Source organism: Enterobacter sp. P82 (assembly GCF_037053385.1).
Taxonomy (GTDB): domain Bacteria; phylum Pseudomonadota; class Gammaproteobacteria; order Enterobacterales; family Enterobacteriaceae; genus Enterobacter.
The window spans coordinates 26,625-52,333 of record NZ_JBALHX010000002.1 but is presented as its reverse complement, the minus strand read 5'-3'; the positions used below and the strand labels follow the sequence as shown (position 1 = coordinate 52,333).

Below are 25,709 nucleotides of genomic sequence, written 5' to 3'. Positions count from 1 at the left end.
CCTCCCGATAAAAGCCACTTGTTTTTAGTGGCTTTTTGTTTTTGCAAATTTTTTACCTTGCAACAAACATATCAAAAACAATTAACTAACATTTAGTTACATTAATCTGGTAAATGTAATCTCCGCTCTGCCGTTGAAGAACCATACCTTTTCAATAATGAGCAATTTATGATCAATTCTTTTCGCCATGCAGGTCTTGGTACGAAACTGTCACTGCTTACGGGTGTCAGTGTCGCCATACTGTTTTTGCTTTTCACTTTTCTGCTCAGCCAAAAAGCCAGCCAGCAGCTTGAAGAGCTTGCGGTCGAGGATCTGCATAACCAGTCCACTGGCATGGTCGATATGGTGCAGATGTTTAACACCAGCCTGAGTGAAGAGGTCGAGAGTTATACCCGCCTGTTTTCCACCTTTTTACCGCAGCCTCTGAATATTGATCGTTCCCAGCTCCAGACGATTAACGGGCTTAGCGTTCCGCTTCTGAAAGGCGGAGAAACCGGGCTGCATGAAAATAACACCCTTTCGGACGAGTTCCTGAATCGTACGGGAGCGATCTCAACGTTGTTTGTGCGCAGCGGTAACGACTTTGTTCGCGTGGCCACTTCCCTGCGCAAAGAGAACGGTGAGCGTGCAATGGGTACTGTTCTGGATGTCTCCAGCCCGGCCTTCGCTGCCGTAAACAAAGGCGAAGTCTACCGTGGACTGGCGCTGCTGTTCGGCAAGCGTTACATCACCCAGTACCAGCCCGTTAAAAACGCCGAAGGACAGATCATTGCGATCGTCTTTGTCGGGGTGGACATCACCCGCTCCTGGAACGTCATGCGCGAGAAAATCCTTAACCGCCGTCTGGGTGAGAGCGGCCACTTCTTTGTGCTGGATCGCAGCAACGGCAAAACGCGTGGCCAGTATCTGTTCCATTCCAGCGAGGAGGGCCAGTTACCGAAATGGGACAGTGCAACACAACAACAGCTGCTAAGTGACAAACCCGGCACACTGGAACGCATCACTGAAGATGGCCGCACGGTGAAAATGGCCTATACCCCGCTGCCCGGCTGGAACTGGACCATCGTCGGAGAAGTGGATAAATCCGTACTGCTCTCAAGCGTGACCACTCTGCGTGACCGTTTCCTGCTGGCTGGCGTGGTGTTGTCTGTACTCTTCTCGGGTCTGTTTGTGATGATTATTCGTCGGATGCTAACCCAACCGCTGCGAAATGTGATTCATCTGGCTCGTCAGTATGCTGCGGGCGATCTGCGTTCCAGCCTTCCCGTGACACGCCAGGACGAGGTTGGCCAGTTGATTGATGCCATCAATGGTATTGGTGGCGGACTGCAAAAAATGGTTCTGCAGGTTCGCGAAGCGGCAGGTGAAATCCATATGGGGACAAACGCCCTGGCCTCCGATACCGGCGAGATTTCAGAGCAGATCAACAAACAGGCCAGCAGCGTGGAAGAGACCTCCGCCAGCATGGAGCAGTTGGCCGCAACCGTACAGCAAAACGCGGCCAATATGGAGCAAACACAGCAGTTGGTAAGTGAAACCTCGCTCGCGGTACATCAGGGTGGCGAGACGGTAACCCATGCGGTTGCCACCATGGATGACATCCGGGAAGCGTCAAAACGCATCGAAGACATCACGCGCGTGATTGAGTCAATCGCTTTCCAGACCAATATCCTGGCGCTCAATGCGGCAGTAGAGGCGGCTCGTGCTGGTGAACACGGAAAAGGTTTTGCGGTGGTCGCGCAGGAAGTTCGCGCTCTGGCTGGCCGGAGCGCTAACGCAGTGAAGGAGATTGAACAGCTGATTGGCGACACACTCAGGAAAGTGAGTGAAGGACACGCCCTGTCCGAACAGACGCGTCTGGCGATGGACTCCATCATCCTTCATATTGATAACATCAGCCAGCTGGTCATGGAGATTAACCACGCATCACGCGAGCAATCCGCAGGAATCGGTCAGGTAAATCTTGCTATGACCCATATTGGCGAAGCATCACACATCAATGCCGATCGCGTCTCACGCAGCGAACAAACGGCACAAACGCTGCGCGAGAAGGGTTCACACCTCACCCAACTGGTGAGCTTGTTCCAGCTGAAAAACTAACCAACCCTGCCAGTGGCACGCAGCAGCAGGTCACTTTGCACTTGCTCGTTCATCAGCGTCCCACCGCGGGTATCAAGCATCATGCGGCACCATGCCTGCGCCACGGGTGGCGATGCGTGCCGCAGCATTTGGCTCCCGGCACCCAGTAAGAAAAGCTGCTGCGCGATCTCCCGCCCCTGTGCCTCCTGAGGTTTACGCAGTTTTTGCTGAAGTTGCCGCCAGCTACGATCGAAGTGTCTGTCCTGCCCTTTCACCTGCGCAAAATCTTCGGCCAGCAGGTCGAAGATACCGGGCTGCTTCGCCAGTACGCGCAACACATCCAGGCACATAATATTGCCCGATCCTTCCCAGATGCTGTTTACCGGCATCTCGCGGTAGAGTCGTGGCAGTTCGTTCTCCTCGCAGTAGCCCATACCGCCGAGAACTTCCATTGCTTCTGCCACAAAGGGAATACCTGCTTTGCACACGCTAAATTTCGCCGCAGGGGTGAATAACCGAGCCCAGGCAGCTTCTTGCGGATCCGTCCGTTTATCCCACGCCCGCGCCAGACGAAATAGCAGTGCAGTCTGCCCCTCCAGCACCAGGGCCATACGGCTCAGCACATCGCGCATCAAGGGTTGATCGATAAGGTTTTTCCCAAACGTCTGCCGCTGATGGGCGTGGTAAAGTGCCACTGATAACGCCCGACGCATCAGCCCGTGGCTGCCCAGTGCGCAGTCAAAGCGCGTCAGCCCGCCCATTCTCAGGATCTGCCGCACACCTTCGCCCTCTTCCCCGAGCAGCCAGCCGGAGGCATCGAGAAACTCTACCTCGCTGCTGGCGTTGGATCGGTTGCCGAGCTTGTCTTTCAGCCGCTCCAGACGCACGGCATTGCGTTGCCCATCAGGCAAAAAACGGGGAACAAAGAAACAGGAGAGCCCACCTTTCGCCTGGGCCAGCACCAGATGCGCATCGCTTTGAGGCACCGAGAAAAACCATTTGTGCCCCACCAGCCGGTAGCTACCATCGCTGCATTTTTCTGCTTTGGTGGTGTTGCTGAGAACGTCGGATCCGCCCTGCTTTTCCGTCATCCCCATGCCGATCAGCAGACCACGCTTTTGCGATCCTGGGGCAAGATGAGGATCGTAACGATCGCTGAGTAGCGGTGTCAGCCAGTCATGAAATATTTTGGGGAGCGTCTGCTGTAGCAAGGGTGTCGCAGCAAAAGTCATGGTTATGGGACAAAGCGTGCCGGCTTCAACCTGCGCATGCAGAACAAACCGTGCGGCTCTGGCGACAAAGGAGCCCTTTCGCGCCTCCTCTTCCCACGCAAGGTTGTGTACACGGTTGGCACAGAGTCCTTGCATCAGCAAGTGCCATGCGGGATGAAAGCGGACATCATCCAGCCGCTCCCCGGTGGCATCATAGCGTAATAGCTCAGGTGGATTCACGTTCGCCAGCCTGCCCAGCTCCAGTGACTCAGCGGTGCCTAACTGCTGCCCGATGCTGGCGAGCAGCTCACTATCCCACTCGGCACCCTCGCGGGAAACTGCGTCACGCAGGGCGCAGTCAGAGAGGAAAAGGTTACTGTTTGAGAGTGGAGCTGGTTGATTAAAAACGGTATGGGTCTGCCAGTGCATGCTGTCTCCCTCCTTCAGTGGCTCAGTGGCAATGAAGATAAGTATGGACAGACCGTGTTCACGCTGCATGGGAGTGAAGTCACACAGTGGCGATCCTGCTGATATCATTCGTGAAATAGCTCACAGAACATAAGAATAAACTATTTCATCACTTCTCTTTTGTTGAATAATTTATTCTTACCCCCTTCAGTAAGGATCGTTATGCGAACAGATGCGCACAAGCGAGCATTAATTGCAGGCTCCATTGGTAACTTTATCGAGTGGTATGAGTTTGCGGTCTACGGTTTTCTGGCGACCGTTATTGCGAAAAACTTCTTCCAGCTTGAGGGGGAAGCGGGGCTAACCAGCCTGATCCTGACCTACGCCTCGTTTGCTATCGCTTTCTTTTTCCGTCCTCTGGGCGCGGTGGTGTTTGGCCGTATTGGCGACAGGATTGGCCGTAAGCCGACGCTAATCATTGTGCTGGTATTGATGACGCTCGCTACCGCCGCTATCGGCGTGGTGCCGGTCTACGCCAGCATTGGGATTGCCGCACCGCTTATTATTACACTGCTTCGCATCCTGCAGGGGCTGTTTGCGGGCGGCGAGTACGGCGGTGCGGTCTCGCTAATGACGGAGTTTGCCCCGCGAGGGAAGCGTGGTCTGTATGGCGCGTGGCAATCCTTCACCGTGGCGCTGGGATTGCTGGCAGGCGCGGGTATTGTCGCGCTACTCTCTGCCCTCCTCACCCCTGAAGCTTTGCATGACTGGGGCTGGCGCATTCCGTTCTTCCTGGCGCTGCCCATGGGCGTCGTCGCACTATGGCTTCGGGTAAGCATGGAAGAGACACCCAGCTTTGTGCAGCAGCAGGACAAACCGGTCGTCGCTCAGGCGGATACCGCTGCGACCCTCAGAGCTATCATTATGGGGATAGGTAGGGTAATGGTCTGGTCAGCGGCGGGGTATACCTATCTGGTGATTATGCCAACCTACCTGCAGTCAGCGCTGCACACCGGCTTTAACCAGGCGTTACTAATAGCGGTGATTTCGAATATTGGTTTTGCACTCACCATCATTCCCTCTGGGATCCTGAGCGACCGGATCGGGCGTCGTACGGTGATGATTATCGCCACCACGCTGCTGCTGATCCTCGCCCTGCCACTCCTGAAAATCCTGCAGGCCGAATCCAGTACGCTGGCAGTGAAAGCGCTGGTGGTATTGATTGCGGGCGGTTTGGTGGGAATGCTGGCAGGACCAGGCCCCGCAATGCTCTCAGAGATGTTCCCGACGCGTGTACGCTATACCGGGCTTGGGTTGGCTTACTCCCTGTCGAATGCGATTTTCTCAGGCTGCGCAGGGTTGATTATTACCGGGCTGATTAAAGAGACGGGCAATCTGGATATTCCAGCATACTACGTCATGACGACAGCCGTAGTGAGTATTGTGGCGCTGATGACGCTCAGGAAGGATGACCATTTGCGGTCGTTAGAGGAGTGAGGTTAATGCCCGGTGGCGTTGTGCTTACCGGGCACGAAAGGCTAGCCCCGCTGACGCACCGCTTCAAACAGGCAGATGCCCGTCGCAACAGAAACATTCAGAGACGACACGCTACCCGCCATCGGAATACTGATGAGCTCATCGCAGTGCTCGCGCGTCAGACGACGCATACCTTCACCTTCGGCTCCCATCACCAGCGCCAGACGGCCAGTCATTTTGCTCTGATAGAGGGTATGATCGGCTTCACCGGCGGTACCAACAATCCAGATATTCTCTTCCTGCAGCAGACGCATGGTGCGCGCCAGGTTGGTAACACGGATCAACGGAACGTTCTCTGCCGCGCCGCAGGCCACTTTTTTGGCCGTGGCGTTCAGCTGTGCAGAGCGATCTTTTGGCACGATGACCGCGTGTACACCGGCAGCATCAGCACTACGCAGACATGCACCGAGGTTGTGCGGATCGGTAACGCCATCGAGGATCAGGAAAAATGGGTTATCCAGCTCGGCAATCAGATCCGGCAGATCGTTTTCCTGATACTGACGACCCGGCTTCACGCGGGCAATGATCCCCTGGTGAACCGCGCCGTCACTTTTCTCATCCAGAAACTGGCGGTTCGCCAGCTGGATCACCACACCCTGTGCTTCCAGGGCGTGGATCAGCGGCATCAGACGCTTGTCTTCACGCCCTTTCAGAATGAACACTTCCTGAAAACGCTCCGGTGCGCGCTCCATCAGGGCTTGCACCGCATGGATGCCGTAAATCATTTCACTCATTGATGGTTCTCATTATGACGATACTTTTCCCTCTCCCCGATGGGGAGAGGGTCAGGGTAAGGGGCGGAATTACTCCGCCTGCTTTTTCTTCGCCGCTCGCTTCGCTTTGGTAGCGGCGGCAATTTTTTGGGTCTTGGCGGAAGGCTTTTTCGCTGAACGAGCTTCTTTCTTCGCTGCCTTCGGTTTCTTTTTCTTCTCGCCGCGGAAGGCGCTATCTGGCTCGAAATTCACTTTCTTGCCCGCCTGACGGCGTTTGCCGCTGGTATTACCGTTGCCACCTTTTTTCGCCTTCTCACGTGCCGTTTTACCCACATTACGCGGGCCACGCTCGCTGGAAATCAGGCTGAAGTCGATCTTGCGCTCGTCCATATTGACCGCTTCGACCTTCACTTCCACACGATCGCCCAGACGATAGGTCTGACCGCCTGATTCGCCAATGAGGCGCTGCCCGACCTGGTCAAAACGGTAGTAGTCGTTATCCAGGCTGGAGACATGCACCAGACCGTCGATAAACAGCTCATCGAGACGAACAAAGAAACCAAAACCGGTCACGCTGGCGATCACACCTTTGAAAACGTTACCGACCTGATCCAGCATAAAGTCGCACTTCAGCCAGTCAGAGACTTCACGGGTCGCTTCATCCGCGCGGCGTTCGGTCATGGAACAATGCTGACCCAGTTGCAGCATCTCTTCCATCGAATAGTGATAGCCACCGGTTTCAGTCGTCTTCCCTTTATGACCCTGCTCCTGCGCCAGCAAATATTTGATTGCACGGTGCAGGGAAAGGTCCGGGTAACGACGGATTGGCGACGTAAAGTGCGCGTAGGACTGCAACGCCAGACCGAAGTGCCCACGGTTTTCCGGATCGTAAATCGCCTGTTTCATGGAGCGCAACAGCATGGTCTGCAACATTTCTGCATCCGGACGGTCGCCAATGGATTCCAGCAGCTCAGCATAATCACGCGGCTCTGGCTTGTTACCACCAGGCAGTTCCAGACCCAGTTCAGCCAGTACTGAACGGAACGAGGTAATGGCTTCCGTCGACGGTTTATCGTGAATACGGAACAGCGCAGGCTCTTTGGCTTTCTCAACAAAACGCGCCGCTGAGATATTCGCCAGGATCATACACTCTTCAATCAGCTTGTGCGCGTCGTTACGCTGGGTCTGTTCGATACGTTCAATGCGACGTTCCGCGTTGAAGATAAACTTCGCCTCTTCGCTCTCAAAGGAGATCCCGCCGCGCTCTTCGCGCGCCTGATCCAGCGTTTTGTAGAGGTTATGCAGCTCTTCAATGTGCTTCACCAGCGGAGCATATTGTTCGCGCAGATCCTGGTCGCCCTGCAGCATATGCCAGACTTTGGTATAGGTCAGGCGCGCATGTGAGCTCATGACCGCTTCGTAGAATTTGTAACCTGTTAAGCGCCCTTTGGTGGAGATGGTCATCTCACAAACCATACAGAGGCGGTCAACCTGCGGGTTCAGAGAGCACAGGCCGTTAGAGAGCACTTCCGGCAGCATCGGCACGACCTGTGACGGGAAGTAAACCGAGGTACCGCGGTTGCGCGCTTCGTTATCCAGCGGGGTGTGCGGGCGAACATAGTAGCTCACATCCGCGATGGCAACCCACAGGCGCCAGCCGCCGCCGCGTTTTTTCTCGCAGTACACCGCATCATCGAAGTCGCGGGCATCTTCGCCATCAATCGTCACCAGTGGCAGATCGCGGAGATCCACGCGGCCAGCTTTAGACTCTTCAGGTACTTCTTCACGAAGGCCTTCAATTTGTTCTTCAACCGCTTTCGGCCAGATGTACGGGATCTCATGGGTACGCAGCGCCATATCAACAGCCATGCCGGTGCCCATGTTATCGCCCAATACTTCCACGATTTTCCCGACCGCTTTAGTGCGACGGGTAGGACGCTGGGTGAGCTCAACCACCACCACAAAGCCCATGCGCGCGCCCATAACCTCTTCAGGTGGGATCAGGATATCAAAACTCAGACGGCTATCGTCCGGCACCACAAAGCCGACGCCCGCATCGGTAAAGTAGCGGCCAACAATCTGGCTGGTTTTTGGCACCAGCACACGTACCACGCGAGCTTCGCGGCGACCTTTACGGTCAGCGCCCAGCGGCTGGGCCAGGATCTGGTCACCGTGGATACACATTTTCATCTGTTCAGATGAAAGGTACAGATCGTCTTTACGGCCTTCAACGCGCAGGAAGCCATAGCCGTCGCGGTGACCAATGACGGTTCCTTTCAGCAGATCAAGGCGTTCTGGCAGCGCATAGCACTGACGGCGGGTAAAGACCAGTTGCCCGTCACGCTCCATGGCGCGCAGGCGACGGCGAAGGGCTTCAATTTGCTCTTCACCTTCAATATTTAATTCAACGGCAAGTTCTTCACGATTGGCGGGTTTTTCGCGTTTTGTTAAGTGTTCAATGATGAACTCGCGGCTGGGGATAGGGTTCGCGTATTTTTCGGCTTCGCGTTCCTGGAATGGATCTTGTGACATGTCGGTTCCTCCGTTGTCAGCTCCGGTGGAAATTTTCTTCATTCCACCAGCAATAATTTATAAAGCGGTTGATTCTCTTCAACCAAATCGGCCAGCGTGTAGTTATCCAGTTCCTTGAGAAAACTTTGCACGGCCTTAGAAAGCGCCTTTTTCAGACGGCAAGCGGGCGTAATGTGGCAGAACTCGCTGCTGCAGTTCACCAGAGACAATGGCTCCAGCTCACGTACCACATCGCCAACACGAATACTCTGCGCCGGTTTACCGAGACGGATCCCCCCATTCTTCCCGCGGACGGCAGCAACATATCCGGCACGACTAAGTTGATTGATTATTTTGACCATATGATTACGAGACACGCCGTAGACCTCTGTTACTTCAGAGATACTGGTCATTTTCCCATCGGGTAACGACGCCATGTAGATCAGCGCGCGTAAGCCGTAATCGGTGAAACTTGTTAACTGCACATCAACCTCAGGAAAAAAGGAAAACGCGGATAGACCGCAAAGTGATTCATTAATGATGATAAACCAGCCAGATAGTTAGCGGCTAATTTATTTGACAGACGGGGCGAAAAAGCGGAGATCCAGGAGCGGTCGCCGGATGGCGCTACGCTTATCCGGCCTACGGGTCACCCCGCAGGCCAGCAGTCACGAAGATTATGCGTCGAACGGGTCGCGCAGAATCATCGTTTCAGTACGATCCGGGCCGGTAGAAATAATATCGATCGGCACTTCGGTCAGTTCTTCAATACGCTTGATGTAATCCAGTGCCGCCTGTGGCAGGCCACTACGCTCTTTCACACCGAAAGTGGTCTCAGACCAGCCTGGCATGGTTTCGTAGATTGGCTCGATGCCTTCCCAGTCGTCAGCCGCCAGCGGAGTGGTGGTCACTTCGCGGCCATCTGGCATACGGTAGCCTACGCAGATTTTCACTTCTTTCAGGCCGTCCAGTACGTCCAGCTTGGTCAGGCAGAAGCCAGACAGGGAGTTGATCTGCACTGCGCGACGCACTGCAACCGCATCCAGCCAGCCGGTACGACGACGACGACCAGTGGTCGCGCCAAATTCGTTACCCTGCTTGCACAGGAACTCGCCGGTTTCATCAAACAGTTCGGTCGGGAATGGACCTGCACCCACGCGAGTGGAGTAAGCTTTGATGATACCCAGAACGTAATCCACATAACGTGGGCCCAGGCCAGAGCCGGTTGCCACGCCACCTGCGGTGGTGTTAGAAGAGGTCACGTACGGATAGGTACCGTGGTCGATGTCCAGCAGCGTACCCTGCGCACCTTCAAACATGACGAAATCGCCACGCTTGCGCGCCTGGTCCAGCAGATCAGATACATCAACAACCATACCGGTCAGAATGTCAGCAATCGCCATGACGTCATCCAGTACTTTCTGGTAGTCAACAGCGTCAGCTTTGTAGAAGTTCACCAGCTGGAAGTTGTGATATTCCATCACTTCTTTCAGTTTTTCAGCGAAGGTTGCTTTGTCGAAGAGGTCACCCACGCGCAGACCGCGACGAGCTACTTTGTCTTCGTAAGCCGGGCCGATACCACGACCGGTGGTACCGATCGCTTTCGCGCCACGCGCTTTTTCACGCGCAACGTCCAGTGCCACGTGATAATCCAGGATCAGCGGGCAGGCTTCTGAGAGCAGCAGACGCTCACGAACAGGGATACCACGGTCTTCCAGACCTTTCATCTCTTTCATCAGCGCAGCCGGAGACAGCACAACGCCGTTACCGATGATGCTGGTGACGTTATCACGAAGAATGCCTGATGGAATAAGATGGAGGACGGTTTTTTCACCGTTGATTACGAGAGTATGGCCTGCGTTGTGACCGCCCTGGTAGCGTACAACATATTTAGCCCGTTCAGTCAGAAGATCAACAATCTTCCCTTTACCTTCGTCACCCCATTGGGTGCCCAGTACGACGACGTTGTTACCCATTTTTTTCAAAATCACCGTTTGCTTAAAAATGGATTCTACCATCGCTTTTTCAGATATACAGCACTTTTTGACCTCAAAATACGCCAAATCCGACCACTTTTTGATCAGCCAATCGTTTTCTTCAACATGTAGTAGATCACGATGCCAGCAACCACAAGACCGCCGCCAAAACGACGCAAAATATTATCCGGGAGCTGGCTCATCGTCGCGATCATACGACGCCATGCGCGCGGATAAAGCATAGGGCCAAGACCTTCCAGCACTAACACCAGCGCCAGCGCGAGCCAAATGGTTGAATTCATTTTTATTCCTTATAAAAGAAAACCACCGCTCCGTGAAGAGCGGTGGTTTGAATACTCAAACGAGCCTGAGTTTATCGCGTCGCGTTGGTCGGCGTCTTCATATAACGGAAGAAATCGCTGTCCGGGCTGAGGACCATCACATCCTGGTTGCTCTGGAAGCTATTCTCGTAAGCTCGCAGGCTACGGATAAAGGCGTAGAAGTCCGGATCCTGGCTGAAGGCATCTGCAAACAACTTCGCGGCTTCTGCATCACCTTCACCACGCAGAATACGTCCCTGACGCTCAGATTCCGCCAGTGTCTTGGTGACTTCGTAGTCCGCTGCCGCGCGCAGCTTCTCAGCCTCTTCCTGACCCTGTGAACGGTGACGACGGGCGACCGCTTCACGCTCAGCGCGCATACGGTTGTAGATCGCCTCGGACACTTCCGCTGGCAGGTTGATCTGCTTAATACGCACGTCAACCACTTCAATACCCAGTGCCGCCATACTGTTAGGGTTGATCACCGGCACTTTGCCGTTGGTTTCAGCCTGAACACGTTCCGCTGCTTTAGCAATCGCATCATCAGCTGCCGGTGTTGAGACTTCGTCTTCTGTTCCTGCGGTACCGGAGTTCAGCGCATCACGCACTTCCAGTGTCAGACGACCGCGGGAATCGGTCACGATATCTTTCACATCCAGACGTCCAATCTCAGAACGCAGACGGTCAGAGAACTTACGTTTCAACAGCACTTCAGCCTGAGAAACGTCGCCACCGCCTGTCGCCAGGAAGTAACGGCTGAAATCACTGATACGCCACTTGATGTAAGAGTCAACGATCAGGTCTTTCTTCTCTTTGGTCACGAAACGGTCAGCCTGGTTATCCATAGTCTGGATACGGGCATCAAGCGTTTTCACCGACTGAATGAAAGGCACTTTGAAGTGCAGGCCCGGCTCATAGATCACCGGACGCTTGTCGCTATCACGGACGACGCTGCTGAACTGGAATTTGATCCCTCGTTCACCCTCTTTTACAACGAAAATAGAGGTGTAAAGCACGACCAGTACGATGATGATGATCGCAATAACTGACTTACGCATCCTTATTCCCCCTGACGCTGGTAGTCGTTACGCTGCGCGTTAGCACGGCGTTGGTCCATGATGTCACCATCGTTCGAAGAAGGCGTGGTTGTTGCACTTGAACTACTGGACGACGCAGGTGGCAGACGCAGCAGGTTGTTGGAACCGCTGGTGTCAGCTTTCGCCGCCGGAGCCGAACCGCCTTTCAGCATCTGGTCCAGTGGCAGCACCATCAGATTTCCGCCTTTGTTGTCGTTAACCAGCACTTTACGCGTGTGGCTCAGCACTTTTTCCATGGTCTCGATATAGAGACGTTCACGGGTAATTTCCGGAGCCGCTTTATATTCCGGCAGAATTTTCGCGAAACGCGCCACTTCACCCTGTGCTTCCAGGATGGTCTGGGTTTTATATGCGCGAGCTTCTTCAAGAATACGCTGCGCCTGACCGTTAGCACGTGGCTGCACTTCGTTGGTGTACGCTTCCGCTTCACGGATGTACTGCTGTTCGTTTTCACGGGCTGCAATCGCGTCATCAAACGCCGCTTTCACCTCTTCCGGCGGACGAGCTGCCTGGAAGTTGACGTCCAGCAGGGTAATACCCATGTTGTACGGGCGAATGGTCTCTTCCAGCTCGCGCTGGGTATCGCTACGAATAACGGTACGACCTTCGGTCAGGATACGATCCATGGTGTATTTACCGATAACACCACGCAGGGCGCTATCAGTCGCCTGGCGCAGACTGTCATCGGCGCTGGTCACGCTAAACAGATAACGTTCAGGATCGGTTACGCGGTACTGCACGTTCATCTCAACGCGCACCACGTTCTCATCAGAGGTCAGCATCACACCAGACGCCGCCAGTTCACGGACGGATTCCACGTTTACCGCGGTAACGTCGTCAATGAAGGTCGGTTTCCAGTTAAGACCTGGCTCCACCAGATGACTGAACTTACCGAAACGGGTGACGACACCGCGTTCCGCTTCTTTAATGGTGTAGAACCCGGTGGCAGCCCAGATGATCACCGCCGCAGCGGCAACAATGCCCACCACGCGGCCACCCATTTGCGGGCGCGGCCCCTGGGTAGAATTGCCACCCGGACCAGAACCTTTACCTCCGCCAAGGCCACCAAGCTTTTTGCTCAGCTTGCGGAAGATATCATCCAGATCCGGCGGCCCCTGCTCGCGACCACCTTTGTTGCCATTTCCCCCAGAGTTGCCGCCTTGATTATTGCTGCTTCCCCACGGGTCGCGGTCTTGTCCGTTGTTACCGGGCTGATTCCACGCCATGTATATGCTCCATATTTGTTATGCAAGGGCGAATTATTCAGGCATCCCCTTTCTGATCAGACGATATAGTCGACCAGCGCAGGTTCTTGTTTACAGAGGCGACGCCAGTCAACGATCGGCATACGCACCTGCATCCCCACGCTGCCGTCATCCTCCATCCACTCTTTTTCTATCGCCTGAAGCTGATAAAACCGGCTGCGCAGCCTGCCTTCCTGTGGCGGCAATCGCAGCGTGTGCTGAGCTACCTCACCGGAAAGACGTTCTGTCAAAGCCTGGAAAAGCAGTGGCACACCAATACCGGACTGGGCAGAAAGCCAGACCCGAATCGGTTTGTTCTCTTCATCTCGATCAATGCGCGGCTCGAAATCCTCCAGCATATCGATCTTGTTCATCACCAACAGAGTTGGGATCTCGTGGGCGTCGATCTCTTCGAGCACCACGTTTACCGCGTCGATGTTCTCCTGTACACGAACATCAGCCGCATCAATCACGTGCACCAGCAGGGTCGCCTGTCGCGTCTCCTGCAGGGTGGCTTTAAACGCCGCCACCAGGTCATGTGGCAGATGACGGATAAACCCTACGGTATCCGCCAGCACTGTTTCACCCACATCGGCGACGTCAATACGACGTAACGTTGGGTCCAGGGTCGCAAACAACTGGTCTGCGGCATAAACCTGGGCCTCAGTAATCTGGTTAAACAGGGTGGATTTACCGGCGTTGGTATACCCCACCAGCGACACCGTTGGGATGTCGGCTTTTGAGCGCGCACGACGACCTTGCTCACGCTGTTTCTCAACGCGTTCCAGACGTGAGAGGATCTGGGTAATACGGCCACGCAGCAAACGACGGTCGGTTTCGAGCTGGGTTTCACCCGGACCGCGTAAACCAATCCCGCCTTTCTGTCTCTCAAGGTGGGTCCAGCCACGCACAAGCCGCGTTGCCAGATGGCGCAACTGCGCCAGCTCAACCTGCAACTTACCTTCATGGGTACGCGCACGTTGAGCAAAAATATCTAAAATCAAACCCGTGCGATCGATAACACGGCATTCGCAAAGCGCTTCCAGGTTACGTTCCTGGGCCGGAGACAGCGCATGATCAAACAACACAACTGAAGCGCCAGTTGCTTTTACGGCATCCGCAATTTCAACTGCTTTACCTTCACCAACAAAATACTTTGGGTGCGGCGCTTTACGGCTACCGGTAATCACCTGCATTGCTTCGACACCGGCGGAAGAGACCAGAGATTCAAACTCCTGGAGGTCTTCCATATCTTTGTCTTGCGAAAAATAGATGTGTACCAGCACCGCCTGCTCACCGGCATCATAACGGTCAAACAAGCGTAAACCTCTCTAAAAAGATCAGCGGGGAACGCAGGATCCCTGGCTCCCCGTGTGGATAACAGCAGAGACCTTATTCGGTCTCGTCGCTGTCCTGCGCTGGCGTTGAAGAACCCTGCGCGTTGCTGCCGTGATGGTAGTTACTGCCAGTGCCGCCGCCAGCGTTATTGCTGTGATGAGATACCGGACGAGACGGAACAACAGTAGAAATCGCGTGCTTGTAGACCATCTGACTGACCGTGTTTTTCAACAGGATCACGAACTGATCGAAAGACTCAATCTGACCTTGCAGCTTAATACCATTCACCAAATAAATAGAAACTGGAACACGTTCCCGACGCAATGCGTTCAGGAACGGATCTTGTAAAGATTGCCCCTTAGCCATTCTATCTTTTCCTTATATGCTTGTTTTGTACTTAGAACCTTGCGATTCTGAAAAATTGCGCACGATACGTCTCAATTGTACACATTCAGTGAGCGATATCACCAACAACCTCAATCACTTCGTTTAACGCCTGTTGCGGTTTTTCACTGTCTAGCCAGTGAACACCCTCCCAACCGCGCAACCAGGTGATCTGGCGCTTCGCTAACTGTCTCGTGGCGCAAACACCTCGATAAACCATTTCATCGTATGAAATCTCACCTTCAAGATACGACCACATCTGGCGGTATCCCACACAACGAATGGAAGGCATATCCGTATGCAAATCTCCACGGGCAAATAGCGCCCGCACTTCTGCTTCAAAATCTGAAGCTAACATCTGATGAAAACGCTGCTCAATTCGCTGATGGAGCAGTTCACGGCTCGCCGGGGCGATGGCGAACTGATGCACCTGGTACGGCAGAGCCTCTCCTGACGTTTGCGTCAGTTCCGTTAAAGTTTTACCCGAAATGAAAAAAACTTCCAGTGCCCGGGAAAGCCTTTGCGGATCATTTGGATGGATCCGTGCTGCGGCAACCGGATCAATCTCTGCCAGTTGCTTGTGCAAAACGTCCCAGCCCTGCTCTGCCGCCTGCTGCTCAATTTTCGCTCTTACTTCTGGATCCGCTGATGGCAGAGGTGATAGCCCCTCCAGCAACGCCTTGAAATAGAGCATGGTTCCGCCAACCAACAGCGGTATACGTCCAGCCGCTGTTATCTCGGCCATCTCAGCTAAGGCATCCCGGCGGAAATCCGCTGCGGAGTAAGCCTGGGCAGGGTCGAGAATATCCAGCAAACGGTGCGGTGCCGCACGCAACTCTTCTGCGTCAGGCTTCGCCGTGCCGATGTCCATCCCCCGATAGATGAGGGCGGAATCAACGCTAATCAACTCTACGGGCAAAACTTTACGCAACTCAATGGCCAGTGCCGTTTTGCCGGAGGCCGTTGGCCCCATCAAAAAAATCGCCTTAGGCAGGCTCGCCTTGCTTACGTCAATCATGTTTCAGGGCGTTCATCGCCGTTTGTAAATCAACAGGTTGTAATAGACCCCCTGGCGGCGTTTTCACCAGCTGCGGGCAAAGACGTTCAACCTCTGCCAGCACGCTAATGGCCTGCGCCATACTCCACGGCGTGTGTTCGCTTGCCAGATGACGGGCGATCCACTGCGCGGTGTTGGCGGCATCAAACGATGTTTGCTGCGCCAGGTAGCCTATCAGTTCAGGAATCAAGTTTTGTAAATTTTGTTGGCGTAAGGGTAAAGGCACGGCACGAATTGTCACATGTTGTGGTTCGAGCACAATTTCAATGCCCATCTGCGCCAGTTGGGCCTCTGCACGTTGCAATACCCTTGTTTCTTCAGCGGATATTTTCAGACGAACCGGGATCAGCAGCGGCTGCGCGCAGGCCGAATGTTCTCCCGGCGTGAGCTGCACCTGTTTGAGCCAGCGTTCGGCTACGGGCAATGCCAGAAGCATCAATTTGCCGTCACGCTCAAGCAGTGCCATATCCGGTACGACAATCGTCAACACCCGGCCAAAGCTCTGGCTATGACCGTCCAGGTAAGACGACGCTACCGGGATGTGTTCTTTACGCTCAGCGGTTGGGGTTTCCAGCAGTTTGCGATACAACGCCCCCTGCTGCTTTTGATAGCCAGGCTGGGCGTTCGGGTAGTTTGCTCCCGTGGGGCGCGGAACGCTCCCTGCAGAGGAGAAACGCGGCGCTTCCGGCTCGCGTACCGCAGCGGGTTCCGCAAAATGGTTCCGGCCCGCAGCAACACGGTTTTCCGGGAGCGAACGTGGGGCAGGCTCTTCATTTTCCAGTGGCAACACCGGTTCAACCTGCTGTTGCAATACGCTCAGCACGCCCTGATAGATAAAATCATGTACCAGTCGTGACTGGTGGAACCTTACTTCATGCTTGGCTGGATGGACGTTCACATCGACCTGATGCGGGTCGATCTCCAGATAAAGCACAAAAGCAGGTTGCTGGTCGGCTCCGAGCTTGTCTTCGCAGGCCTGACGAATAGCGTGATTAATGAGACGGTCCCGCATCATGCGGCCGTTCACATAGCAATACTGGATCTCCGCGAACGCCGCACTGCTGGCGTTCGGGTCAGCCACCCAGCCACGTAAAGCCAAATCGCCATGCTGCCACTCAATGGCCAGCGCCTGTTCCAGAAACGGTGTCCCGCAAATAGTTCCCAGTCGACGCTCTTTCTGCCCCCCTTCGGCCACCGCTCTGTACTGGCGCATCACTTTGCCATTATGACTGAGGTTAATGGTGACATCGAAACGGGCCAGCGCGATACGGCGGATGATTTCGTCGATATGGCCGAACTCGGTTTTTTCGGTACGCATGAACTTGCGTCGGGCGGGAGTGTTGTAGAACAGATCCAGGACTTCCAGCGTCGTACCGACAGGATGCGCCGCAGGTTTGACCGTCACATCCATATCGCGCCCTTCAGCATAGGCCTGCCAGGCTTCTGCCTGGTCAGCCGTGCGGGAGGTTAGCGTCAAACGGGAAACCGAGCTGATACTGGCCAGCGCTTCACCGCGAAAACCGAGGCTTATGATGGCTTCCAGGTCATCCAGAGAAGCAATTTTACTAGTAGCGTGACGAGCCAGCGCTAACGCCAGCTCGTCTTTTTTGATACCACAGCCGTTATCACGAATGCGGATAAGCTTCGCGCCACCGCGTTCAATATCAATATCAATACGGGTCGCGCCCGCATCGAGGCTGTTTTCCACCAGCTCCTTCACCACCGACGCAGGGCGTTCTACCACCTCACCGGCGGCGATTTGGTTCGCAAGCTGCGGCGGTAGAACCTGAATCGGCATGAATTCTCCTTAGTTGGTCGCAGTTATCTCGTCAGGCTGCGCGGCACTGGCCGTCTGAGCTGCCCCGCCCTGTGGCGCGGACTGCAGAGGATGCGCCTCAAAATATTTACGCAAACCGTTATAAATGGCTTCGGCAAGTTGCTGCTGGTAGCTGTCGCTGCCCAGCAGGCGCTCTTCACTGTTATTGCTGATAAAGCCTGTCTCCACCAGAATGGATGGAATATCCGGCGAACGCAGAACCCCCAGGCTCGCATGCTCCGGACGACGCTTATGCAATGCTCCGATGCCCTGCAACTGATTCAATACGTTAGTGGCGACATCATAACCGACGCGCTGGGAATGACCGAACTGTAAATCCAGCACTGCCTGGCTGAGATATGGATCAGACTGGCTGTTTGCCAGCACATCACCCGCACCGCCTAACAGTTCAGACTGTTTCTCGTGCTCTTCCAGCCAGTTTGCCATTTCACTGTTCGCCCTGCGGTTCGAAAGCACCCATACCGATGCGCCAGTCGCGCTACGGTTTGGCGCTGCATCCGCATGAATGGAGACCAGGAAGTTGGCATTTTGTTTACGCGCCACATCTGAGCGCCCCATTACAGAGATAAAATAGTCGCCGTCACGAGTCAGCACGCCTTTGAACATCGGATCATCGTTTAACAGCGTTCGCAGCTTCCGGGCAACCGCAATCGTGACGTTTTTCTCCCGCGTGCCGCCTGGACCAATCGCGCCAGGATCCTGACCACCATGCCCTGCATCAATCGCGATAATCACTTTATCACCGCTGACCGCACGACGTGCGCTGGCCGCAGGGCGTGTAACGCTATTACTGCTGGTGACGCTGGTAATGCGGTCGCTGTCCGATTTAAACGGATTACGTGCAGGTTCAGAAGGACGCGGTGTGTAAACTGGTTCTTCGACGCGTTTTGCCACCACTGGCGGAGGCGGTGGTGGTGGAGGTGCGTCAGCATTGATGGTAAAAACCACCGTATAGTTCGCGCCGTTTTGTTGCTTGACCGCCTTCGTTTTGCCCTTTTCGGTGAGATCAACCACCAGGCGCAATGACTGGCTATCTTGTGGTGTGCCTGAGCGAATGCTCTTCACCAGATTGTTACCGCTGAACTGCAGCGGTAATCCCTGAATCACTCCGGTTTGTTTGATATCCAGCGCCACGCTGTGGCTGTCTGGCTGTGAAAAAGCGTATTCAGGGTCACCCATAAAACTGAATGTGATCCGGGCCTGGTTTTCACCATTCGATACCTGAATATCTGAGAGGTTTGCCGCCCCGGCCTGCGCGCACAGCAGCACGGTGGCAGCCAACAACCAACTTTTAACGCGATTAATCATCCCGTTATCCCTAAGCTTAACCGGCTAAACGAGCCAGTAAGGAACACCCTGATGAGGAAACCGCACTGATGCGTGCCTCACGCCCTTGTGCCTGGTAATCTAAGTGAATTTCGACATCCGGGTCAGGCAACACACCCGCACCTTGTTGCGGCCACTCCACCAGGCAGATGGCATCATTGGCAAAATAATCACGGATCCCCATAAATTCCAGCTCCTCAGGATCCGCAAGGCGGTATAAATCGAAGTGGTACACCATGAGATTTTCAAGGGTGTACGGTTCTACCAGCGTGTAGGTTGGGCTTTTCACATTCCCGCTATGCCCTAACGCCTGTAAAAAGCCCCGGCTGAAGGTGGTTTTACCCGCACCTAAATCACCATACAGATAAATGACGGTTGCCCCCTGACAGGCCTGCGCCACGCGCTTGCCGAGATCTAAAGTGGCTTGTTCATCAGGTAAAGGAATCGCTCGATTAGTCATTTTCTACGTCAATCACATCCGGGTTAACAACACGCCGCAGCGTGCAAAAAAGATCGGTGGCCAGCATACCGCGTGTACCGTAACGTGCAGCCAGTTGATCTGCCGCTGCACCATGAGCCACGCAGCCCGCACAGGCTGCATCATAAAGGGGAAGTTTCTGTCCAAGCAATGCGCCAATGATGCCTGAAAGCACATCACCCATTCCGCCACTCGCCATGCCCGCATTTCCGGCATCAATAATGCCCAGCGCCTCGTCACTGGCGACGACGGTTCCTGCCCCTTTCAAAACGGCAACACCTCCGTAACGTTTTACCAGACACTGAGCAGAAAGTAAGCGATCGCTTTCAATTTCTGCCACGCTGCAGTTAAGCAGACGCGCGGCTTCGCCGGGGTGTGGCGTCAGAATGCGATTGTGACGCTTATCCGGGTTGATTGCCAGAAGGTTCAGCGCGTCAGCATCCCACAGCATCGGTTTACGAAAATTCTCGACCTTTTGCAGGGCCTGTTTGCCCCACGCCTGCTGCCCAAGCCCGGGGCCGATAACGACCACATCTGCCCACTCGAGGCTTTCCTCGAGCAACGGGAGCGTAAGCTCATGCACCATCAACTCGGGTCTGGCAGTAACGATCGGCGCAATATTCTCAATGCGCGTGAGGACTCGTACCAGACCAGCACCGCTTCGCAATGCCGCTTCACCCGCCATGCGGATAGCCCCCGCCGTACCGTAATCCCCCCCGACAATCACCAGTTTGCCATGATCGCCTTTATGGGATGTGGGACGTCTCGGAGGTAGCCACTCTGCAAGTTGCGAAGCATCAAAGCGCGAAAGGTGCGTTTCCTGACCGGTTAGCCAGCTGTCCAGCCCCAGCGCATTGTGGTGCAGTACGCCGACCACATCCCGCGCTTTGCCGGTCAGTAAACCCGGCTTCAGGGCGATGAATGTTACCGTATGCGCCGCCTGAATCACCGCCCCCGGCGTCGCGCCGGTTTGTGCTATCAGGCCTGAGGGAATATCCAGCGCCACCACCGACGCGGAATGGCTGTTGGCATGCGTAATGAGCGCGGCAATGTTCTCACGCGGCGCACTGCGTAGACCGGTCCCGAGCAGACCATCAATAATCAGGTCTATATCCTCCGGCCAGAGGATATCAGGCGCATGAATCACACCGCCTGCATTCAGCCAGCCATCTCGTGCCGTGCTGGCCTCCTCCGGCAGCGGTTTAGCACTCTCCAGCGCCAGCAACGTGACGCGGATACCCGCAGCAACGGCAAGACGGGCGACAACATAACCGTCACCGCCGTTATTGCCGTGCCCGCACAAAATCAACCAGTGTCTGGATTGCGGGTATGCATTGTGGGCAACGTTAAATGCGGCTTCGCCTGCGCGCTGCATGAGTTCATATAGGGTGATACCGAGGCTGTCTGCTGCCTCTTTTTCGGCGCGCCGGAGGTCGTCCGCATGCCAGATGGAATGTGGTATACTTGCGGGGTTTTTCTTCACTGTATGGTCCGTCATGTCACAGCCCCTCGATCTCAATCAGTTAGCGCAAAAAATTAAACAGTGGGGTGCTGAGCTTGGCTTCCAGAAGGTAGGCATTACCGATACCGACCTCTCCGCCAGCGAGCCGAAACTACAGGCCTGGCTGGACAAACAATACCACGGCGAAATGGAGTGGATGGCGCGTCATGGCATGATGCGCGCCCGTCCGCACGAGCTTTTGCCGGGCACATTACGTGTCATCAGTGTGCGCATGAACTACCTGCCCGCCAATGCGGCTTTTGCGCGCACGCTAAAAAACCCCTCGCTGGGTTACGTCAGCCGGTACGCCCTGGGACGTGATTACCATAAGCTTCTGCGTAACCGTTTAAAAAAACTCGGGGAAACTATTCAGCAGCACTGTGTTTCGCTGAATTTTAGACCCTTTGTCGATTCTGCGCCTATTCTTGAGCGCCCGATCGCTGAAAAAGCCGGGCTTGGCTGGACAGGTAAGCACTCACTTATCCTTAGTCGCGACGCCGGATCGTTCTTCTTCCTTGGGGAACTGCTGATTGATTTACCCTTGCCGGTAGACGGCCCAGTGGAGGAAGGCTGTGGCCGCTGCGTGGCCTGTATGACCATCTGCCCCACCGGCGCGATCGTTGAACCCTATACTGTTGATGCTCGCCGCTGCATCTCCTACCTCACTATCGAACTGGAAGGTGCGATCCCTGAGGAGTTCCGGCCACTTATCGGCAACCGAATCTATGGCTGCGATGACTGTCAGTTGATCTGCCCATGGAACCGCTATTCACAACTCACGGATGAAGAAGACTTCAGCCCACGTAAGGCGCTGCACGCACCGCAACTCATTGAGCTGTTTGCCTGGAGCGAAGCCTGGTTCCTGAAAGTGACCGAAGGGTCTGCCATTCGTCGTATCGGACATCTACGCTGGCTACGTAATGTTGCCGTTGCACTGGGTAATGCGCCCTGGGATGAAGCCAATATTCAGGCACTCGAAAGCCGCAGAGGTGAGCACCCACTTCTCGATGAACACATAGAATGGGCGGTTGCACAGCAAATTGAGAAGCGAAATGCCTGCGTAGTCGAGGTGCAATTACCGAAGAAACAACGTCTGGTGAGAGTGATTGAGAAAGGGCTTACGCGCGACGCATAATATATTCACAGCCTGTGTATAAAAATACAAACTCAAGCAGCATCGGGACTGGAGAAGAGGTCAAGTGATCTCAATAACATTTTGAAATCAAATTTTATTCATATAATACAATAGATTACATGAATACTATTCACCCTGCTAAGTTTTAAGCCGATTCCGGTTAAGCGTAGTTTCTGTGGATAACTCTGTTTACAAGAGTATTTCAGAGACAACAGAAAACGTCCCCAACGACTCTTTTCGCTGTGGATATTTTAAAGATGAAGAAGAATTTGGAGCGGGAAACGAGACTCGAACTCGCGACCCCGACCTTGGCAAGGTCGTGCTCTACCAACTGAGCTATTCCCGCTTGGGTGGTCCGTGCTGTGGAAGCACTTTCAAATTTTGGAGCGGGAAACGAGACTCGAACTCGCGACCCCGACCTTGGCAAGGTCGTGCTCTACCAACTGAGCTATTCCCGCTTGGGTGGTGCATGCTTTAAAAGCACTTTCAAATTTTGGAGCGGGAAACGAGACTCGAACTCGCGACCCCGACCTTGGCAAGGTCGTGCTCTACCAACTGAGCTATTCCCGCAAATCTGTACTGCTTTTGTTGCTGTCGTAACGTGTAATTCTCTGTCGTTACGGGAGGCGCATTATACGAGAAATCCTTTTAGCTGCAACCCCCCTGAAAGCGATTTTTTTGAAATTCAGTTCAAATGCTTATTTAATCGGCAAGCTGCACAATTTAACGGCAAAAACCCGGCCACGCAAGGCGCCGGATCTCAAAATCATAGCTTAATGAAGTTTTCGCGGTAATACGCCAGCTCCGCAACAGACTCACGAATATCGTCCATTGCCTGATGCGTCCCCTGTTTTTTAAAGCCATCCAGGATTTCAGGTTTCCAGCGACGAGCCAGCTCTTTCAGGGTGCTCACATCCAGATAGCGGTAGTGGAAGTAAGACTCGAGCTCTGGCATGTACTTAAACAGAAAGCGGCGATCCTGGCCGATGCTATTACCACAGATTGGCGATTTACCTGCCGGAACCCACTGTTTCAGGAATTCAAGCGTCGCCAGCTCCGCCTCACGGTCACCCTGAGTACTGGCCTTCACGCGATCCACCAGACCGCTGCCGGTATGGGTACGCACGTTCCAGTCATCCATCAATGCAAGCTGTTCATCAGATTGATGAACCGCAATCGTCGGCCCTTCCGCCAGAATATTCAGGTTGGCATCGGTCACCAGGGTTGCAATCTCAATGATGCGATCGCGCTCGGGATCCAGCCCGGTCATTTCAAGATCGATCCAAATCAGGTTGTTTTCATCCGCGCTCATGTTATTTTCCACCCTTCTCGTATAACCGGCAGTAGCAGGTTAACTAGTATTAATTAGAGTGTATCATAGAGGTTTTGCCCCTTACGGGCGACCAGGAGCCAGCGCGATTGAGTAAAAATAAACTCTCCAAAGGGCAGCAGCGCCGCGTGAATGCCAATCACCAGCGCCGTCTTAAAACCACTTCGGAGAAGGTCGATTACGACGACAACCTGTTTGGCGAACCAACGGAAGGCGTAGTCATCAGCCGTTTCGGTATGCATGCCGATGTGGAATCCGCCGATGGTGAGATCCACCGCTGCAACATCCGCCGGACCATTCGTTCTCTGGTAACCGGTGACCGCGTCGTCTGGCGTCCAGGTAAAGAGGCGGCGGAAGGTGTTACGGTAAAAGGTATCGTTGAAGCGGTTCATGAGCGCACGTCTGTGTTAACCCGTCCTGATTTCTACGACGGAGTGAAACCGATTGCCGCCAACATTAACCAAATCGTTATCGTTTCGGCGATTTTGCCCGAACTTTCACTCAATATTATCGACCGATACCTTGTCGCCTGCGAAACACTGCAGGTTGAACCGATTATCGTGCTGAACAAAATCGATCTGCTGGATGACGAAGGGATGGCGTTCGTCAATGAACAGATGGATATCTATCGCAAGATTGGATACCGCGTACTGATGGTCTCCAGCTACACCAAAGATGGCCTGAAACCGCTGGAAGAGGCGCTCACCGATCGTATCAGCATCTTCGCAGGTCAATCCGGCGTGGGTAAATCGAGCCTGCTGAATAACCTGCTTGGTCTCCAGCAGGAGATCCTCACCAACGATGTGTCTGATGTCTCGGGCCTGGGCCAGCACACGACCACCGCATCGCGCCTGTATCACTTCCCGCACGGTGGCGATGTGATCGACTCTCCGGGGGTACGCGAATTCGGTTTATGGCATCTCGAGCCGGAACAAATCTTCAACGGATTTGTCGAATTCCATGATTATTTAGGCGCTTGCAAATACCGCGACTGTAAACACGATAACGACCCAGGTTGCGCTATCCGTGAAGCGGTAGAGAACGGTGAAATCGCGGAGACTCGCTTCGAGAATTACCACCGTATTCTTGAGAGCATGGATCAAGTAAAAACGCGTAAAAACTTTTCTGATTCTGATAACTGACAACTAAGCTAAGCATCGCTAAAATCGTCCCCCATTTTTCAGGTTCCGGTGCTTTGCCACCGGATCAGGAACGACAAAACAATGGCCTGGAGGCTACCTTGTTAAACGCATTTAAACTTTCGCTTCAATACATTCTGCCAAAACTGTGGCTCACTCGCCTGGCGGGCTGGGGCGCAAGCAAACGAGCAGGCTGGCTGACCAAACTGGTCATCGACCTTTTCGTAAAATATTACAAGGTCGACATGAAAGAGGCGCAGAAGCCGGATACCGCCAGCTATCGCACCTTCAACGAATTCTTCGTGCGCCCACTGCGCGACGAGGTTCGTCCGGTTGATACCGATCCTAACGTGCTGGTGATGCCTGCAGATGGCGTGATTAGTCAGTTAGGTAACATCGAAGAAGACAAAATCCTGCAGGCGAAAGGCCATAACTACAGCCTGGAAGCCTTACTGGCGGGTAACTACCTGATGGCAGACCTGTTCCGCAACGGTACTTTTGCCACCACATATCTGTCACCGCGCGACTATCACCGCGTGCACATGCCGTGTAACGGTATCCTGCGTGAAATGATCTACGTCCCGGGCGATCTATTCTCCGTGAACCATCTGACCGCGCAAAACGTACCGAACCTGTTTGCTCGTAACGAACGCGTCATCTGCCTGTTTGATACTGAATTTGGCCCAATGGCGCAGATTCTGGTGGGGGCAACCATCGTGGGTAGCATTGAAACCGTCTGGGCTGGCACCATCACCCCGCCACGTGAAGGCGTGATCAAACGCTGGACATGGCCTGCCGGTGAAGCGGAAGGCTCTGTCGCCCTGCTGAAAGGTCAGGAGATGGGTCGCTTTAAGCTGGGCTCAACCGTTATCAACCTGTTTGCGCCGGGCAAAGTGAAACTGGCGGAACAGCTCGAAAGCTTGTCAGTCACCAAACTGGGTCAGCCGCTGGCGGCCTCTACCGAAACTTTCGTGACGCCAGATGCAGAACCTGCTCCGCTGTCACAGGAAGAGATCAACGCTGAGCACAACGCCAGCCCGTTGGTTGACGACAAACAAGACGAAGGCTAATAACAGAAGGATCGCTGAC

Annotated in this window: 21 protein-coding genes and 3 tRNA genes; 5 read left to right on the top strand and 19 right to left on the bottom strand. The window is 54.3% G+C overall.

Annotated elements, in window-relative coordinates; translation table 11 throughout:
• Positions 1-168: 168 nt before the first annotated feature.
• Positions 169-2,100: a methyl-accepting chemotaxis protein gene (locus tag WB237_RS13010; RefSeq protein WP_336213656.1), complete on the top strand. Its 1,932-nt coding sequence runs from the start codon at positions 169-171 to the stop codon at positions 2,098-2,100.
• On the opposite strand, the gene WB237_RS13005 is transcribed toward WB237_RS13010, so the two are convergent.
• Positions 2,097-3,719, bottom strand: coding sequence for an isovaleryl-CoA dehydrogenase (locus tag WB237_RS13005; protein WP_336213654.1), 1,623 nt, complete (start codon positions 3,717-3,719; stop codon positions 2,097-2,099). The genes WB237_RS13010 and WB237_RS13005 overlap by 4 nt on opposite strands.
• 201 nt (positions 3,720-3,920) lie before the next feature.
• On the opposite strand from WB237_RS13005, the gene WB237_RS13000 reads away from it, so the two are divergent.
• On the top strand, positions 3,921-5,195 hold the full coding sequence (locus tag WB237_RS13000) for an MFS transporter (RefSeq protein WP_336213652.1): 1,275 nt from the start codon (positions 3,921-3,923) through the stop codon (positions 5,193-5,195).
• Positions 5,196-5,236: 41 nt separating this feature from the next.
• Here the strand turns inward: WB237_RS13000 and rlmB are convergent, their stop codons facing one another.
• The 14 genes from rlmB to nnr all read right to left on the bottom strand — a co-directional run bounded on the left by rlmB (position 5,237) and on the right by nnr (position 21,013).
• Positions 5,237-5,968 carry a 23S rRNA (guanosine(2251)-2'-O)-methyltransferase RlmB gene (rlmB, locus tag WB237_RS12995; RefSeq protein ID WP_336213651.1) on the bottom strand — a complete coding sequence of 244 codons (732 nt, stop codon included), beginning with the start codon at positions 5,966-5,968 and terminating at the stop codon, positions 5,237-5,239.
• Between the two features lie 69 nt (positions 5,969-6,037).
• The gene (rnr, locus tag WB237_RS12990; RefSeq protein WP_310816835.1) at positions 6,038-8,479 is read right to left on the bottom strand and encodes a ribonuclease R; all 2,442 of its coding nucleotides are present in this window, start codon (positions 8,477-8,479) and stop codon (positions 6,038-6,040) included.
• Positions 8,480-8,517: 38 nt separating this feature from the next.
• Positions 8,518-8,943, bottom strand: coding sequence for a nitric oxide-sensing transcriptional repressor NsrR (gene nsrR, locus WB237_RS12985; RefSeq protein WP_023293453.1), 426 nt, complete (start codon positions 8,941-8,943; stop codon positions 8,518-8,520).
• A gap of 192 nt (positions 8,944-9,135) precedes the next feature.
• Positions 9,136-10,434 (bottom strand): adenylosuccinate synthase, encoded by a 1,299-nt coding sequence (locus tag WB237_RS12980; protein ID WP_024907332.1) that lies wholly within the window; start codon positions 10,432-10,434, stop codon positions 9,136-9,138.
• A gap of 104 nt (positions 10,435-10,538) precedes the next feature.
• A complete protein-coding gene (locus tag WB237_RS12975; RefSeq protein ID WP_010427497.1) occupies positions 10,539-10,736 on the bottom strand; it encodes a DUF2065 domain-containing protein in 198 nt (65 codons plus the stop codon).
• A gap of 71 nt (positions 10,737-10,807) precedes the next feature.
• Positions 10,808-11,812: a protease modulator HflC gene (hflC, locus tag WB237_RS12970; protein ID WP_114979644.1), complete on the bottom strand. Its 1,005-nt coding sequence runs from the start codon at positions 11,810-11,812 to the stop codon at positions 10,808-10,810.
• A 2-nt stretch (positions 11,813-11,814) separates the two neighbouring features.
• Complete coding sequence (gene hflK, locus WB237_RS12965; protein WP_336213645.1) at positions 11,815-13,077, bottom strand: FtsH protease activity modulator HflK; 1,263 nt, start codon at positions 13,075-13,077, stop codon at positions 11,815-11,817.
• Positions 13,078-13,133: 56 nt separating this feature from the next.
• A complete protein-coding gene (gene hflX / locus WB237_RS12960) occupies positions 13,134-14,414 on the bottom strand; it encodes a ribosome rescue GTPase HflX (protein WP_028016440.1) in 1,281 nt (426 codons plus the stop codon).
• 73 nt (positions 14,415-14,487) lie between these two features.
• Positions 14,488-14,799: an RNA chaperone Hfq gene (hfq, locus tag WB237_RS12955; protein WP_008502919.1), complete on the bottom strand. Its 312-nt coding sequence runs from the start codon at positions 14,797-14,799 to the stop codon at positions 14,488-14,490.
• Positions 14,800-14,884: 85 nt separating this feature from the next.
• Positions 14,885-15,835: a tRNA (adenosine(37)-N6)-dimethylallyltransferase MiaA gene (gene miaA, locus WB237_RS12950; protein WP_049005159.1), complete on the bottom strand. Its 951-nt coding sequence runs from the start codon at positions 15,833-15,835 to the stop codon at positions 14,885-14,887.
• Positions 15,828-17,672 carry a DNA mismatch repair endonuclease MutL gene (mutL, locus tag WB237_RS12945; RefSeq protein WP_336213641.1) on the bottom strand — a complete coding sequence of 615 codons (1,845 nt, stop codon included), beginning with the start codon at positions 17,670-17,672 and terminating at the stop codon, positions 15,828-15,830. The genes miaA and mutL overlap by 8 nt, the downstream gene beginning before the upstream one ends.
• Before the next feature lie 9 nt (positions 17,673-17,681).
• Entirely contained in the window at positions 17,682-19,019 is a 1,338-nt protein-coding gene (gene amiB / locus WB237_RS12940) for an N-acetylmuramoyl-L-alanine amidase AmiB (protein WP_336213640.1), read from the bottom strand.
• A 16-nt stretch (positions 19,020-19,035) separates the two neighbouring features.
• Positions 19,036-19,497: a tRNA (adenosine(37)-N6)-threonylcarbamoyltransferase complex ATPase subunit type 1 TsaE gene (gene tsaE / locus WB237_RS12935; protein WP_028016436.1), complete on the bottom strand. Its 462-nt coding sequence runs from the start codon at positions 19,495-19,497 to the stop codon at positions 19,036-19,038.
• The gene (gene nnr / locus WB237_RS12930) at positions 19,490-21,013 is read right to left on the bottom strand and encodes a bifunctional ADP-dependent NAD(P)H-hydrate dehydratase/NAD(P)H-hydrate epimerase (RefSeq protein ID WP_336213638.1); all 1,524 of its coding nucleotides are present in this window, start codon (positions 21,011-21,013) and stop codon (positions 19,490-19,492) included. Before nnr ends, tsaE begins: the two co-directional genes overlap by 8 nt.
• On the opposite strand from nnr, the gene queG reads away from it, so the two are divergent.
• The gene (queG, locus tag WB237_RS12925; RefSeq protein WP_129996850.1) at positions 21,012-22,151 is read left to right on the top strand and encodes a tRNA epoxyqueuosine(34) reductase QueG; all 1,140 of its coding nucleotides are present in this window, start codon (positions 21,012-21,014) and stop codon (positions 22,149-22,151) included. The genes nnr and queG overlap by 2 nt on opposite strands.
• Before the next feature lie 270 nt (positions 22,152-22,421).
• On the opposite strand, the gene WB237_RS12920 is transcribed toward queG, so the two are convergent.
• The 4 genes from WB237_RS12920 to orn form a co-directional block, all read right to left on the bottom strand.
• Positions 22,422-22,497 (bottom strand) — tRNA-Gly (locus tag WB237_RS12920).
• Positions 22,498-22,533: 36 nt separating this feature from the next.
• Positions 22,534-22,609: transfer RNA gene (locus WB237_RS12915), tRNA-Gly, on the bottom strand.
• 36 nt (positions 22,610-22,645) lie between these two features.
• Positions 22,646-22,721 (bottom strand) — tRNA-Gly (locus WB237_RS12910).
• Between the two features lie 196 nt (positions 22,722-22,917).
• Positions 22,918-23,463: an oligoribonuclease gene (gene orn, locus WB237_RS12905; protein ID WP_028016433.1), complete on the bottom strand. Its 546-nt coding sequence runs from the start codon at positions 23,461-23,463 to the stop codon at positions 22,918-22,920.
• Positions 23,464-23,570: 107 nt separating this feature from the next.
• On the opposite strand from orn, the gene rsgA reads away from it, so the two are divergent.
• Complete coding sequence (rsgA, locus tag WB237_RS12900) at positions 23,571-24,623, top strand: small ribosomal subunit biogenesis GTPase RsgA (RefSeq protein WP_032666746.1); 1,053 nt, start codon at positions 23,571-23,573, stop codon at positions 24,621-24,623.
• 98 nt (positions 24,624-24,721) lie between these two features.
• Positions 24,722-25,690 (top strand): archaetidylserine decarboxylase, encoded by a 969-nt coding sequence (gene asd / locus WB237_RS12895; protein WP_336213634.1) that lies wholly within the window; start codon positions 24,722-24,724, stop codon positions 25,688-25,690.
• Positions 25,691-25,709: the final 19 nt, after the last annotated feature.

Coding starts and splice junctions, on each gene's coding strand:
- WB237_RS13010 (WP_336213656.1), top strand. CDS start 169: ATGATCAATTCTTTTCGCCATGCAGGTCTTGGTACGAAACTGTCACTG.
- hflC (WP_114979644.1), bottom strand. CDS start 11,812: ATGCGTAAGTCAGTTATTGCGATCATCATCATCGTACTGGTCGTGCTT.
- WB237_RS13000 (WP_336213652.1), top strand. CDS start 3,921: ATGCGAACAGATGCGCACAAGCGAGCATTAATTGCAGGCTCCATTGGT.
- WB237_RS12975 (WP_010427497.1), bottom strand. CDS start 10,736: ATGAATTCAACCATTTGGCTCGCGCTGGCGCTGGTGTTAGTGCTGGAA.
- WB237_RS12980 (WP_024907332.1), bottom strand. CDS start 10,434: ATGGGTAACAACGTCGTCGTACTGGGCACCCAATGGGGTGACGAAGGT.
- nnr (WP_336213638.1), bottom strand. CDS start 21,013: ATGACGGACCATACAGTGAAGAAAAACCCCGCAAGTATACCACATTCC.
- rlmB (WP_336213651.1), bottom strand. CDS start 5,968: ATGAGTGAAATGATTTACGGCATCCATGCGGTGCAAGCCCTGATGGAG.
- hfq (WP_008502919.1), bottom strand. CDS start 14,799: ATGGCTAAGGGGCAATCTTTACAAGATCCGTTCCTGAACGCATTGCGT.
- WB237_RS13005 (WP_336213654.1), bottom strand. CDS start 3,719: ATGCACTGGCAGACCCATACCGTTTTTAATCAACCAGCTCCACTCTCA.
- miaA (WP_049005159.1), bottom strand. CDS start 15,835: ATGATTGACGTAAGCAAGGCGAGCCTGCCTAAGGCGATTTTTTTGATG.
- mutL (WP_336213641.1), bottom strand. CDS start 17,672: ATGCCGATTCAGGTTCTACCGCCGCAGCTTGCGAACCAAATCGCCGCC.
- amiB (WP_336213640.1), bottom strand. CDS start 19,019: ATGATTAATCGCGTTAAAAGTTGGTTGTTGGCTGCCACCGTGCTGCTG.
- hflK (WP_336213645.1), bottom strand. CDS start 13,077: ATGGCGTGGAATCAGCCCGGTAACAACGGACAAGACCGCGACCCGTGG.
- rnr (WP_310816835.1), bottom strand. CDS start 8,479: ATGTCACAAGATCCATTCCAGGAACGCGAAGCCGAAAAATACGCGAAC.
- orn (WP_028016433.1), bottom strand. CDS start 23,463: ATGAGCGCGGATGAAAACAACCTGATTTGGATCGATCTTGAAATGACC.
- tsaE (WP_028016436.1), bottom strand. CDS start 19,497: ATGACTAATCGAGCGATTCCTTTACCTGATGAACAAGCCACTTTAGAT.
- queG (WP_129996850.1), top strand. CDS start 21,012: ATGTCACAGCCCCTCGATCTCAATCAGTTAGCGCAAAAAATTAAACAG.